General features: G+C 56.8%; 12 protein-coding genes. 10 read left to right on the forward strand and 2 right to left on the reverse strand.

Going from position 1 to position 13,070, the window contains the following annotated elements; genetic code table 11:
- Positions 1 to 155: 155 nt before the first annotated feature.
- Positions 156 to 1,112: a cucumopine synthase-related protein gene (locus ACVTFQ_RS33680; RefSeq protein ID WP_077768163.1), complete on the reverse strand. Its 957-nt coding sequence runs from the start codon at positions 1,110 to 1,112 to the stop codon at positions 156 to 158.
- Between the two features lie 381 nt (positions 1,113 to 1,493).
- On the opposite strand from ACVTFQ_RS33680, the gene ACVTFQ_RS33685 reads away from it, so the two are divergent.
- The 5 genes from ACVTFQ_RS33685 to ACVTFQ_RS33705 all read left to right on the forward strand — a co-directional run bounded on the left by ACVTFQ_RS33685 (position 1,494) and on the right by ACVTFQ_RS33705 (position 6,783).
- Positions 1,494 to 2,441, forward strand: a complete 948-nt coding sequence (locus ACVTFQ_RS33685) for a cucumopine synthase-related protein (RefSeq protein ID WP_470424655.1) — start codon at positions 1,494 to 1,496, stop codon at positions 2,439 to 2,441.
- 449 nt (positions 2,442 to 2,890) lie between these two features.
- Positions 2,891 to 3,979: an ABC transporter substrate-binding protein gene (locus ACVTFQ_RS33690; protein ID WP_012475928.1), complete on the forward strand. Its 1,089-nt coding sequence runs from the start codon at positions 2,891 to 2,893 to the stop codon at positions 3,977 to 3,979.
- Complete coding sequence (locus ACVTFQ_RS33695) at positions 3,979 to 5,061, forward strand: ABC transporter ATP-binding protein (protein WP_077768160.1); 1,083 nt, start codon at positions 3,979 to 3,981, stop codon at positions 5,059 to 5,061. The genes ACVTFQ_RS33690 and ACVTFQ_RS33695 overlap by 1 nt, the downstream gene beginning before the upstream one ends.
- A complete protein-coding gene (locus ACVTFQ_RS33700; protein WP_012475930.1) occupies positions 5,030 to 5,941 on the forward strand; it encodes an ABC transporter permease in 912 nt (303 codons plus the stop codon). Before ACVTFQ_RS33695 ends, ACVTFQ_RS33700 begins: the two co-directional genes overlap by 32 nt.
- Positions 5,938 to 6,783: an ABC transporter permease gene (locus ACVTFQ_RS33705; protein ID WP_012475931.1), complete on the forward strand. Its 846-nt coding sequence runs from the start codon at positions 5,938 to 5,940 to the stop codon at positions 6,781 to 6,783. The genes ACVTFQ_RS33700 and ACVTFQ_RS33705 overlap by 4 nt, the downstream gene beginning before the upstream one ends.
- Positions 6,784 to 6,940: 157 nt before the next feature.
- Here ACVTFQ_RS33705 and ACVTFQ_RS33710 read toward each other — a convergent pair whose 3' ends face one another.
- The gene (locus tag ACVTFQ_RS33710) at positions 6,941 to 8,302 is read right to left on the reverse strand and encodes a formimidoylglutamate deiminase (protein ID WP_012475932.1); all 1,362 of its coding nucleotides are present in this window, start codon (positions 8,300 to 8,302) and stop codon (positions 6,941 to 6,943) included.
- Positions 8,303 to 8,416: 114 nt separating this feature from the next.
- On the opposite strand from ACVTFQ_RS33710, the gene hutI reads away from it, so the two are divergent.
- The 5 genes from hutI (at position 8,417) to ACVTFQ_RS33735 (ending at position 13,037) form a co-directional block, all read left to right on the forward strand.
- Positions 8,417 to 9,601 (forward strand): imidazolonepropionase, encoded by a 1,185-nt coding sequence (gene hutI, locus ACVTFQ_RS33715; protein ID WP_234888143.1) that lies wholly within the window; start codon positions 8,417 to 8,419, stop codon positions 9,599 to 9,601.
- 138 nt (positions 9,602 to 9,739) lie between these two features.
- Positions 9,740 to 10,540 carry an N-formylglutamate deformylase gene (gene hutG, locus ACVTFQ_RS33720; RefSeq protein WP_077768158.1) on the forward strand — a complete coding sequence of 267 codons (801 nt, stop codon included), beginning with the start codon at positions 9,740 to 9,742 and terminating at the stop codon, positions 10,538 to 10,540.
- Between the two features lie 19 nt (positions 10,541 to 10,559).
- A complete protein-coding gene (gene hutU, locus ACVTFQ_RS33725) occupies positions 10,560 to 12,245 on the forward strand; it encodes a urocanate hydratase (RefSeq protein ID WP_012475935.1) in 1,686 nt (561 codons plus the stop codon).
- A 5-nt stretch (positions 12,246 to 12,250) separates the two neighbouring features.
- Positions 12,251 to 12,817 carry a HutD/Ves family protein gene (locus ACVTFQ_RS33730; protein WP_012475936.1) on the forward strand — a complete coding sequence of 189 codons (567 nt, stop codon included), beginning with the start codon at positions 12,251 to 12,253 and terminating at the stop codon, positions 12,815 to 12,817.
- 31 nt (positions 12,818 to 12,848) lie between these two features.
- A complete protein-coding gene (locus ACVTFQ_RS33735) occupies positions 12,849 to 13,037 on the forward strand; it encodes a hypothetical protein (protein WP_077768157.1) in 189 nt (62 codons plus the stop codon).
- Positions 13,038 to 13,070: the final 33 nt, after the last annotated feature.

The following is a 13,070-nucleotide window of genomic DNA, read 5'->3' on the forward strand; positions in this document are numbered from 1 at the left end:
ATCCAGAGGCATACATAATAGCCATGCGTCCTCTATTTTGTATATACCAATACGAAAATGGACCAAATGTAAAGCGCCGCGCAGCAAAAATACGAACAGCGGCTCTAAAGAGGTGCCGCTCTAATGCCGTCGTGGTGGCAACGGATTGATTATGTTCACTGAACCGGATTGAAACGACCGTGAAACTCTTGCCCGTTGACGGCTCGCCCGTAGAACATTCCTAGATACCACGGGAAGTAATGGTAGGACCACGCGCATAGGCGATTGCCATACATAATGAAGGTGCGGAGCAGTGTTTTGAGTTCTTCCTTGTCGTCCGTCTGCTTCATCGCCATACGAAGTTTGTTCGAGAAATCCAGCAGCGTGTTAAGACCGGAATAGCCGAGATACTCCGAATACGCGGGATCGAATGCTTCAACGGCGGCCACAAAGTCGTCGTGCGAGAGCGTATCGATAAGTTTGAGGAGCGGGTAGGCGGTGTACATGATATAGTCGCGGAGCATGCCGTTGGCGAAGTCCCAGGCAGTGAAAAACTGACCGTAGGTCCCGGTATCGCCGATCTGTCCCGTTCGGATCTTACGCAGATCCTCCGGCTCTACCGTCTGGATGCGCTTGGCTTCGGCGTAGAACTCGGCTGCGACGCCCTTGAGGTTTCCGAAGCGGCCCTGTCCATTGAAGGCTTCCGCGGGATCGTGTGGCCTTACCTCTACGAAGATCCTCTCCTTCGCGAAGAACAGATTGTTCCAGATGGCTTTGCCGACGATGGGAAGCAGATGGTGGTATTCCGGACGTACCTGTCCCAGCACCGGCTGCGCCAGGGGCTCAAGGCCCTTGCCATACTGAATGGAAAACTTATTGCCGGTCGCCTGGGAGTATCTCAGATCCCCAACGGCACAATCGACGATCCGCCGACGCAGCCGCACCGGCGCGGTGCTGATCGTCGGCGTCCAAGCATATAAGGACTCGCCGGAAACGACGGGATGAGCCTGCATCACCTTGAATGGCAGGTCCTGCCAAAATTCCTCGCACAATTCAGGGTTATCATCATCCGCCAATTCAGCCACGACCGTGATCTGAAGTTCCGGCCACGCGATATCGATCAATCTTCCCATTTTCAGCGCGCTCCGAAGAAAAATTCGAGCCAGTGAGACCGCGCCCCGAATAGGTATATACCATAGAGGTTGCTCGGCTGGTCGCAACGACGAAATCGCCTTAATCGGCGCTGAGCGAAAGAAAATTCCCATACAAAAAGGCGTATTTGTCTATTTTTGTGCAATTTTGGAATGATGTTAGAGGAATATTTCAGTTTCCGGATCGAGGCGCGGTCGTTTTCTGGCCCGTCAAGCCGTTAGTTTTTGGGCTAAACGTATATTTTCCTAAGCGGTATGCCGGACGAAAATATTAAATGGTCTATACAAAACGGAGTTTATGGCTATGCTAATCCGAGTGGAGGTCACCTGCCACGCACAAGATCAACCATAGGATTCTGAGAAATGTCGTTTAACAGCTTGAGTGACGTCGTTAAGGCGGTGAAGGAAAAGACGGCTGCTTATGAAAGCACCGAGCCGAAGGAGCTTCATGATATCCGGACCGGCACCTTCGCGGTCGGGACAAACAACCAATACTTCACGAACCTCGACTTCGTGAACGGCATGCTGCGCGACCAGTCGATGTACACGTGGTATCCGTTGCTGCTGACGTTCCAGGATGAGCGATTTACCCTCGAGCAGTGCTGCGCACTCGTGCACCGCTTTGACTACGCATACAGCAACTATCTGCGCTACAGCGGCTTGCAGGAAATGGGCGCTTTTGCCGAAGCGATCACCAAATATCTTCCGACGGCTGGTAGCCGCGACGAGGCGGTTGAGGCCGTCAAGGCGTTCCTGGGTTACCTCAACCGTTTGGCCGCCTGGTCATTCCATTACTTCCCTTGGAGCATCGGAAAACATCTCACTTACGAGACCCCGGAAGGTTCCATCGCGGCCCTGGCCGATCCCTCTCGGCGTGTTCAGATCCGCGACGGTCAAAAGGTACGGCTTACCTGGGAGCCGCTGGGCATCAGCGTCATTGCCTATCTCGCGACGAAGGAAAACCCCGAACTCTGCAACGACCTTATTCAAGCTCTGCCCTTCACGGTTGTTCAGGACCATGCCGTTGTCAGCGGTGAATCCATGTACGCGTGGGCGCCTGTCGTGAGCACCGCAAAGGTTAACGTCAAGGAACGGCAGTGCGATGCTCCGGTCGGCCGTATCCGCTATTCCCAGGGCACCGGCAACAAGGTCATCGTCCAGTATGGTGAAGTCACCGAAGATATTGCGACACCGGTTCTCGGTGAGATCCTGCCGGAGTATGCCGACGATATCTATAAGGTTGGTCGCGCTGTTCTGGAAAGCAACTTTGGCGACAAGAAGCTGATCATGCTCACGATCGAACTCGCATAACAAGCGTTCAGCCGGGGCGGTTTCTAACGCGAGCCGCCTCCCTTTGGCGACAAAAAATTGACTTGATTGGCTAAGCCTTTCTGTTAATATGTATAGACCAAACCGCAGGAAACATGCGGTAACAGGAGAACGGCGAAATGGCATTCTGGTTTGAATTCGACAAAATCAGTGACCTTCCGAACAATGCGGGACACAGCGTCCTGGATGACGGAAGTTCGTTCTGTTTCAGCCATGTAACCGACTTGACGACGCGTTTCTTTAGGGGCGGATTGGCGTGGCTATCTGGCATGCAACTGCCAAACATATCGCCCCGATGACGCTGAGCCTTAGCTCCTCCGAGGACAGATCCCAGCGGAAAAGAAGCGGCATTTGTATATGAGATGATGAGCCTCAAGCAACGGAGGCAAATCTCAAACCTGAAGTCAACTCAATGTTTGCGGTAGGGCACGGTGTCCGACGCAGAACGGTTTGTCTCGCGTTGCTGCGAGCCAAACCCCAACCAAGGGGAACTAACCATGAAATGGCAATTTGGGAAAGCCATCGTCGGTGGCGCAATGTTGGTCGCAGCTTGCGCGCTGAGTTCAGGAGCTCAGGCGCAACAAAAGGAGCTGATCGTCAGCGGTTTTGGCGGTGCCTATGACGAAGCAATGGCTGCGAGCGTGAAATCCTTCGAACAGGAAAACGACGTCAAGGTCACCATTGTTGCCGGGTCCGGCGCGAACAACATAGCCCGTGTCCGCAACAAGGAAGTCGACGTTATCGTTTCTGATCCGGTTTTCGCGCTTCGCATGGAAGCCGAGAAGGCGTTTGCGCCGCTCGATCCGAAGCTGGTTACCAACCTGAAGGACATTCACCCGAATGCGATCTACTCCGACGCGGTCGTCGCAGCGAATTTCGGCGCATATGTGCTCGCTTACAATCCTGCGGAGGTGAAGCCGCCGCAATCGTGGCATGATCTCGCGAAGCCGGAATACAAGGGCCGCATCGCGCTGCGCGGATTCCGGCCTGAAAATATCGATCTAATCACTCTCTTTGCGAAAGAGGCCGGCGGCGACGAGCGTCATCCCGACGCCGGCTTCGCCGAAATGGCCAAGATCGCTCAGAACATCGACGTCTGGGTGGACTCGCACGCCAACCATCTCGAACTGTATCGCAACGACCAGATCTCCATGAGCATGTGGACCGATGGCCGCATCGGCTGGGCGCGTGACACTGAAGGCGTAAAAATCCAGGGCGTCATTCCGAAGGAAGGATTTTTCCCGCTCGCCTCGACGCTTAGCGTCGTTGCCGGACGTCCGAACACCGAGTTGGCCGAGAAGCTGGTCAACCACTTACTGAGCCCCGCCTCGGGACTCAATATGGCCACTCGCCTTGGTTATTTCCCGACGAACCGCGAAGCTAAGCTGCCGCAGGAAGTCCAGGCAAAGATCATGATCACGCCAGACAACGTCAAGGATCTGAAAAGCGCCGACTGGAAGTACATCGTTTCGGTCTATGATCAATGGCAGCAGCGCTGGGAACGGGAAATTCAACGATAATGACCCAAAGTTTCGACATTGAACTGTCGCACTGCCGCAAGACGTACGGCGACATCAACGTTCTGGACGACGTCTCCCTTCAGGTCAAGAACGGTGAGTTCATCACCGTTCTCGGCCCAAGTGGTTGCGGCAAGACAACGACATTGCGTGTGATCGGGGGCTTCATCATTCCCGACAGCGGGCGTGTTTCGATCAGAGGCAGGGAGGTTACCAACCTGCCTCCCTACAAACGCAACATCGGCGTGGTCTTCCAAAACTACGCCCTGTGGCCCCACATGACTGTGGCAGAAATCCTCTCGTTCGGTCTTCGCATACGCAAGCTGCCCCGGGAAGAGATCGCGCGTCGTGTAGACCGTGCCCTCAGCATGGTGCAATTGACCGGCTTGAAGGATCGATATCCTCGTGAACTCAGTGGCGGGCAGCAGCAACGCGTCGCCATGGCACGAGCGCTTGCGATCGATCCTGAGGTGATCATTCTTGATGAGCCGCTGTCCAATCTGGATCGGCGCTTGCGGGAAGAACTCCGTATTGAATTGAAGCGACTGCAGCGGTCTCTTGGGGTGACGATGCTATTCGTCACGCACGATCAGGAGGAGGCGCTCTCCATGTCCGACCAAGTGGTGGTCATGCAATCCGGAAGGATTCAGCAAATCGCCGACCCGAGGACAGTCTATGAGCGCCCGGCGAACCGTTTTGTTGCCGGCTTTCTTGGTAGCGCAAATTTCCTGCCCGGAGAACTGGTGCAGAATTCCAAGGAGAGCAGGGCCGAAATCAAGCTCAGCAATGGCGCCGTCGTGACTGCGCATGCGCCGTCGGCCAGGGCGGTCGGAGAGAAGGTCACCGTTATTGTTCGGCCCGAGTGGCTGGTACTTGAACGGCAGGGCAGCAATCCGCCTGCAAATCAGCTCGAGGGCACGGTCGGCGATGTGATCTATGAAGGCTCTGCAATTCGATATGGGATCAAACTCACTCACGAACCTGAGGCGCCCGTTTTCCTGCAGGAACGGTCTAACGCCGATGTTTTGAAACCCGGAGACAAGGTCAGGATCAATGTCACTAACGCCGTCGTTGCCGCAGAGTGATGAACGCAGAGGACTTTGGGAGCGTGTGGTTGCGTGGTCTACCCAAGCGCCGCTGTTCCTGCCGTTCGCCTTCGTCATCTTGTTCTTTTTCGTTCCCATGTGCTGGCTCGTTGCGACGAGCATGTCCTCCCATGAGGTTGGCAGCGCGCCTGTATTTACAGGCACGCTAGAGCACTACGCGAGGTTCTGGACGGACCCCTTCTATCTCGAAACAGCGCTCTGGACGACCGTTAAGCTGTCGGTTTTGTCCACGGTGCTTGCTCTGATTATCGGGTATGTGCTGGCCTACTACATTGCCGAGCTCCCTGCTGACCGCAGAGGGTTTCTCACCAGCATGGTGGTTGTGTCCCTCTCTGTGAACATCGTTATCCGGATCTTTGGATTGAATGTTCTTCTAATGAGCGGCGGACTTATTGATAGCGCCCTGACCTTCATGGGGATGCCGAAGGTCCGCATCATGTATACCGAGCTTGGGGTTTTGATAGGGTTGGTTCAGATCGCCATCCCGTATGTCGTTTTGCCTCTTATCGGTGTCATAGCCGCGATCGACCCGGCCCTCAAAGAGGCGGCGGCAAGCGTGGGCGCCAACAAGTACAAGACCTTTTGGGCCGTAACCTTCCCGCTGTCGCTGCCCGGAGTCGTGGCGGGCACACTGATTGCGTTCACTTTGAACGCCGCAGCTTTTGCGATTCCGTCCCTCATGGGCGGCGGTCGGGTCAAAATGATGGGCATGATGGCCTACGAACAAGCCACCGTGCAGGGGAACTTCCCCTTCGCAGCGGCGATCGGCATAAGCCTGACGATTCTGAGCATCCTGATTACTGCAATCTATTTGTTTGCCATCAATCAAACATTCCGCACGGCGAGGAGAGCAGCATGAGCGCTACCACAACTGTCTCGACGGGGAAGGGCGTTTCGGCCAGGAAGGTGTGGTTGCCACTCCCCACAGGATTAGGTATTGCCGCTTTCTGCGCGTTCGTCACCGTCGTGGCGCCACTGTTTGTGGTCGCCGGCGCAGCTTTGAACGCGGAAGCCATGTTCTTTCCGCCCAAGCAATTGACGTTGCATTGGATGATTGCGGCTCTCACGGACAGAAGCTTCGTGAATGGCGCCCTCATCAGCTTTGCCGTCGCAGCAGTAGCAGCCACGGTCTCAACGATCTTCGCACTTCCGGTCGCGCTCCAATTGCGGAAAGCACCGCCCACGGTGGCGAAGGTCCTGACTTTGTCGTTCATGGGGCCGTTGCTCGTACCCTCGGTGATCTTTGCTCTGTCGTTGTATTCGGTGATGATCTACGCTTTCGGGGTGACGAACCTATTTGCGCTCGTCATCGGCCACGTGATGATCACCATGCCATACCCGGTACGAACGATCACAGCCGTTACCGAGAACCTCGACCCCGCGCTGGAGGATGCTGCAAGCAGTGTCGGCGCAAATCCGTGGCGTACGTTTGTGTCAGTAACGTTGCCGTTGATCAAACCTGGTGTGATCGCTGGCTTTCTCTTTGCTTTCATAACCTCGTGGAATGACTTCTCCATCTCGGTCTTCCTCACGCCGCGCGAACTGCAGCCACTGCCGATCAAAATCTATGAGTATCTCCTCTACCAATACAGGCCATTGATAGCCGCAGTTGCCACCTGGTCGGTGATTGGTTCGGCCATCGTCGTTCTCATAATCGACCGTCTGGTGGGGCTGAACGTCTTTACCGGTCGTCGCGGCTAGTACAGTAGATATGATCACATCTGAAATTTAATTTTAAGAAGGGGCGCTCGGCGCCCCTTTTTGCATGCCAGTTTATTCCCCGACGCCTCGAAATTACGCCAACGCAAAACAGGCGACCTTGCAAGGACAAGACCGCCAACTCGCCTCCGCGTGTCGATCAGCGGCGAACCAACTTCTGCATTGTGGTGAGGAAGCGTCGATTGATCTTGTCTCGGGCGACGTGGCGACCGGCTACCACTTGTCTGCGGCCTTGAACCCAAACGTTGTCGATCGCAACCCCATCTGCAAAGATCCAATGATCCAGGATCTCGTCATCTTCGAGATAGGGAACTTCTGTGAGATTGAGTGAAAGCATGTCGGCAGAATTGTGTACCTCAATGCCACTCTCCGCGTTCAGCGCCATGGCGCCGCCGCGGACGGCAGAGACGATAAGATTGCGACCCGTTGAGCCGCCCGGCGCTGCCAGGACGTTACGTGCTTGGAGTCGCAGTCGTTGTGAATATTCAAGTTGCCGCAGCTCTCCGTTCAGGGAAATGAGAACGTTCGAGTCGGAACCAATGCCGACACGGCCTCCTTGTTCGCAGAAAATTTGGCCTGGAAAAATACCGTCGCCAAGATTGGCCTCGGTAATCGGGCAAAGCCCAGCGATAGCGCCAGTCCGCGCCATTCTTGCCGTTTCGATTTCGGTCATATGAGTTGCGTGAATTAGGCACCAGCGCTGGTCCACAGGTGCATTGTCCAACAACCATTCAACAGGACGAGCAGAGGACCAGGCAATACAATCCGAAACTTCCTTCATCTGCTCGGCGATATGGATATGGATTGGCCCTCCGCCAGACATTGAGGTGACCGCAAGCAGTTCCTGCGGTATGACGGCTCTCAGGCTGTGTGGTGCGACACCAAGCTCGGCGCCGTCGATTTTCGCGACTAGAGATCGGCACGCAACCATTAGTCGTTCGAAGCTGTCGAGCGAATTGATAAATCGTCGTTGCCCCTCCACCGGTTCGAGTCCGCCGAAATCCGAGTGGGCGTAAAAGACAGGTAGCAGGGTCAAGTTTATTCCGGTGGCACTCGCGGCCGCTGCGACTCGTTCCGCCATTTCCGCAATGTTGGAGTAATGGTTTCCATCCGGGCTATGATGCAGGTAGTGAAACTCGCCGACACGGCTGAAACCTGCTTCAAGCATTTCCATGTAGAGCTGGGACGCAACAGCCTCGACATCGTCGGGGCTCATCGTCAAGGCGAACCGGTACATTACATTTCGCCAGCTCCAGAAGCTGTCATCTGACGGCCCGCGGGTCTCGGCCAGACCTGCCATTGCGCGCTGAAAGGCGTGGCTATGGAGATTGCCCATCGCAGGCAGAATGATTTGATGGTGTTCGTCGGATGGTGCAGGATCAGCATCGGTCGATACCGACGCGATGGTTCCGCTCTCGACCAACACCCTGACATTGTCGTGCCAGCCGCTCGGAAGAAGGGCCTTCCGTGCGAAAAGTGCTGAACTGTTCAATTCCTTCATAGCTTCCCTCTGATTTTTTGCGAAACGCAGGCAACTTTGGTGCTTGCAATTCCGTGTATTGGTATATACAAAATATCAGTAATGAAAGACAAATATAGAGCAACGGGGATCGAGATGTCAGTGGCAACGCCCGCATCCGATGAGGAAATCGTCGTTTGGAGGAACGCGCATCTGGCGACTGTCGCGGGAGATCGAGACGGCCTGGGTGTCGTAGAGGGTGGCGCGATAGTGGTCAGAGGTGACCGCATCGCATACGTCGGAACCGACGCAAATCTCCCGGCGTTGGCGAGAGGCGCGGTTCAAGTCGATTTGGAGGGCCGGTGGGTGACGCCGGCATTGATCGACTGCCATACGCACTTGGTATTCGGTGGCGACCGCGCACACGAATTCGAAATGCGACTCGCCGGTGCGTCGTGTGAGGAGATCGCACTGGCCGGTGGGGGAATTGCTTCTTCTGTAAACGCCACGAACAAATTTTCCGAGGATGAACTCGTTTTGCAAGATCTGCCTCGACTTGACGCCCTCATGGAAGAGAGACTGTCGACGGTCGAGATAAAGTCTGGCTACGGCCTCAACGTCGAAGCTGAATTGAAAATGCTGCGTGTGGCAAGGGGATTGGAGACGCTGAGACCGGTGCGCGTCGTGACCACTTATCTCGCCGCCCATGCGATCCCGTCAAGTTACAGAGGCAGGAATGGCGACTACATCAAGGATGTCGTCATCCCTGGACTCGAGCGGGGCAGGAGGGAAGGTCTCATCGATGCGGTGGATGGTTTTTGTGAAAATATCGCATTTTCGCCAGCGGAGATATCCAAGGTATTCGACAAGGCGACTGCGATAGGCCTTCCGGTAAAGTTGCACGCGGAGCAGCTATCCGATCTTGGAGGAGCAAAGCTAGCCGCGTCCTATCGAGCGCTCTCGGCAGATCATCTTGAGTGCCTCGATGAAGAAGGTGCCCAAGCGCTCGCTATGGCTGGTACGGTGGCTGTTCTTCTGCCAGGAGCATTCTATACACTCCGAGAAAAGCAGCTGCCGCCAGTGCAAGCGCTTCGCAATGCCGGCACGCCTATCGCTATCGCAACAGACTGCAATCCGGGCACTTCACCACGGACCTCGTTGCTGCTGACTATGAATATGGCAGCCACGTTGTTCGGCTTGACGGTCGACGAGTGCGTCGCTGGCGCGACAAGAGAGGCTGCACGTGCCCTTGGTCTCTTGCATGAAACTGGAACCCTCGAGGTCGGAAGGTCCGCTGATTTCGCGATCTGGAATATCGGACGGCCAGCTGAGCTGGTCTAGCGGATGGGCTTCAATCCCCTGCATGCGCGAATATTTAAGGGACGAGGACTGCGGCCGTGACTTTAAGTCATGTCCCTGGCGTTTCGAACCTGGCTGGTTCTTTCACCTCCATTCGCTAGTCGTAGAAGAGAAGAAATCATGAGTGTTTTTGAAGTTCGCCACGGCACCTCTCCGGTTATTCTAGCAATGCCCCATACCGGTACCGATGTTCCGAGCGAGATCTGGGAGCGGTTGAACGACAATGGCCGGCAGCTGATCGATACCGATTGGTATATACATAATCTGTACGATGGTCTTTTAGAGAAAGCCACAGTCGTTCGAGCGATGTTTCATCGCTACGTCATTGATGCCAACCGGGATCCGGAAGGGGCGAGTTTGTACCCTGGGCAGAACACCACTGGCCTTATCCCCAAAACGGACTTTGATGGTGAAGCCATCTGGAAATCCGGTGCGGAACCGACAGACGACGATATCGCTCAACGAGTCGCTACTTTCCACTCACCCTACCATACCGCCCTCCAATCAGAGATCGAGCGGGTGAAGGCAATTCACGGCTTGGCCATTGTCTATGACTGTCACTCAATCCGCTCGCACATTCCCTTCCTGTTCGAGGGAACGTTGCCCGACTTCAATATCGGGACCAATGACGGGCAGTCGTGTCATCCCGCAGTCGCGGCGGCCGTCGTTAACGTCGTTCGCAATGCTGATGGCTACACACGCACGTTGAACGGTCGGTTCAAGGGAGGGTGGACCACAAGGCATTACGGCACGCTCGAAAGCGGCGTCCACGCGATCCAAATGGAACTGGCGCAATCGACTCATCTTTCGGCAGAGGAACCGCCATTTTCCTATGACACCGCAAAAGCCGAGCGCATCCGCGCCCGTCTCAGGGACATTCTGACCAACCTCGAGCGCGCCGCATCCGAACTCAAGAAGTGAATATTGGGAGCCACTGACCATGACCAATCCTCGACACAATATCCGCGAAGTTCGCGCGCCACGCGGCTCGGAGCTCAACACCAAGAGCTGGATGACCGAAGCGCCGCTGCGCATGCTGATGAACAACCTCGATCCTGATGTGGCTGAAAACCCCCACGAGCTGGTGGTTTATGGCGGCATCGGCCGGGCGGCACGCACCTGGAACGACTTCGAAACGATTGCGGCGACGCTGAAGACGCTCAATGCGGATGAGACCCTGCTCGTTCAGTCGGGCAAGCCGGTCGGTGTCTTCCGGACCCACAAGGATGCGCCGCGCGTCCTGATCGCCAACTCGAACCTCGTGCCGCACTGGGCAACCTGGGACCATTTCAACGAGCTGGATAAGAAGGGCCTTGCCATGTACGGCCAGATGACGGCCGGCTCGTGGATCTATATCGGCACGCAGGGCATCGTGCAGGGCACCTACGAAACCTTCGTCGAGGCCGGCCGCCAGCATTACGGCGGCAATCTCAAAGGCAAATGGATCCTGACCGGCGGTCTCGGCGGCATGGGCGGCGCCCAGCCGCTCGCCGCCGTCATGGCAGGTGCCTGCTGCCTGGCCGTCGAAAGCGATGAGACCCGCATCGATTTCCGTCTTCGCACCCGCTATGTCGACGAGAAGGCAAGGACGCTCGACGAGGCCCTCGAGATGATCCAGCGCTGGACCAAAGCCGGCGAGGCAAAATCCGTCGGCCTGCTGGGCAATGCCGCGGAAATTTTCCCCGAGCTCGTGCGGCGTATGGAGGCCGGTGGTCCACGCCCCGACATCGTCACCGATCAGACCTCGGCCCATGATCCGCTCAACGGTTATCTGCCAATCGGCTGGACCGTTGCCCAGCACAAGGCCAAGCGCGAAAGCGACCCGAAGACCGTCGAGGCTGCCGCCCGCGCCTCGATGAAAGTCCATGTCGAAGCCATGGTTGCCTTCTGGGATGCCGGGGTGCCGACGCTCGACTACGGCAACAACATCCGCCAGGTCGCAAAGGAGGAAGGTCTTGAGAACGCCTTCGCCTTCCCGGGTTTCGTTCCGGCCTATATCCGCCCGCTCTTCTGCCGCGGCATCGGTCCGTTCCGCTGGGCCGCCCTTTCCGGCGATCCGGAGGACATCTACAAGACCGACGCCAAGGTCAAGGACCTGCTGCCCGACAACAGGCACCTGCACAACTGGCTTGACATGGCCCGCGAACGCATCGCCTTCCAGGGCCTGCCGGCTCGCATCTGCTGGGTCGGCCTCGCCGACCGTCATCGCCTGGCGCTGGCCTTCAATGAGATGGTCAAGAACGGCGAGCTTTCGGCACCCGTGGTCATCGGTCGCGACCATCTCGACTCCGGATCGGTCGCCTCGCCCAACCGCGAGACCGAAGCGATGAAGGACGGCTCTGACGCCGTCTCCGACTGGCCGCTGCTCAACGCACTGCTCAACACCGCATCGGGGGCTACCTGGGTGTCGCTACACCATGGCGGCGGCGTTGGCATGGGCTTTAGCCAGCATTCGGGCGTTGTCATCTGCGCCGACGGCTCCGACGATGCCGCCAAGCGGCTGGAGCGCGTTCTCTGGAACGACCCGGCGACCGGAGTCATGCGCCACGCCGATGCGGGCTACGAGATCGCCATCGACTGCGCCAAGGACAAAGGCCTGCGTCTGCCGGGCATTCTCGGGAACTGAAGCAAATGCGCGTTCTGCGTTCCGCGCAGTACAAGCGCACGATGTGGAAGAACGGCAAGGGAGAGACGGTGGAGATCGCCGTCTCCCCTCCGGATGCGTCGGTCGACGATTTCGACTGGCGCATCAGCACCGCGACGGTCGCTCTCGATGGGCCTTTCTCGACATTCGATGAAGTCGATCGGACGTTGAGCGTGCTGACGGGGGAGGGGATAGAACTCGCGATTGCCGGGGAGCCCGCCACCGTCTGCTCTCAGAATAGTCCGCCTTTTACCTTTCGAGCGGACGTCCCGACCACCGCTCGACTGGTGGATGGCCCTATCAGCGACCTCAATGTCATGAGCCGGAGGGGACGCTTCGGTCATCGCGTTGCGAGGTGCAGGCTTGATGGCGAATTGGAGGTCGGATCGGATGTCGCGGTGGTGTTCGTCATCGTGATGTCCGGCTGCGCGCTAAAGAATTCCGGGGAGCGACTGGAAAGCCTCGATGCCCTTCACCTGGATCGCGCCGAAAAAGTCGTTCTTCGGGCAAACGGCCCGACGACGGCGTTCGTCGTCGAGTTGCTGCCACTTTGAACGGGAAAATGAACACCCTGAGGATACCAAGTTGAACAGGCAAAATATCGAGAACAGGCAAGCCGAGGCGGTCAACCTGGTTGAGAACTACGGGCCGATTGGCATTCGTTCTGTCGCTGCCGCATGTGCAGCGAGGCCTCCTCAAAAAGAACTGGATGAGTCGTCGTCAATCGAGTTTCCAGCGGTGCGCGCCCGCTGGCTCGGTGACGGGGATGATTGAGTTTGAAGGTCGGCGATGTGGTCATGGAGTTTG

The sequence above is a fragment of the Rhizobium sp. O111 genome, from assembly GCF_055616315.1.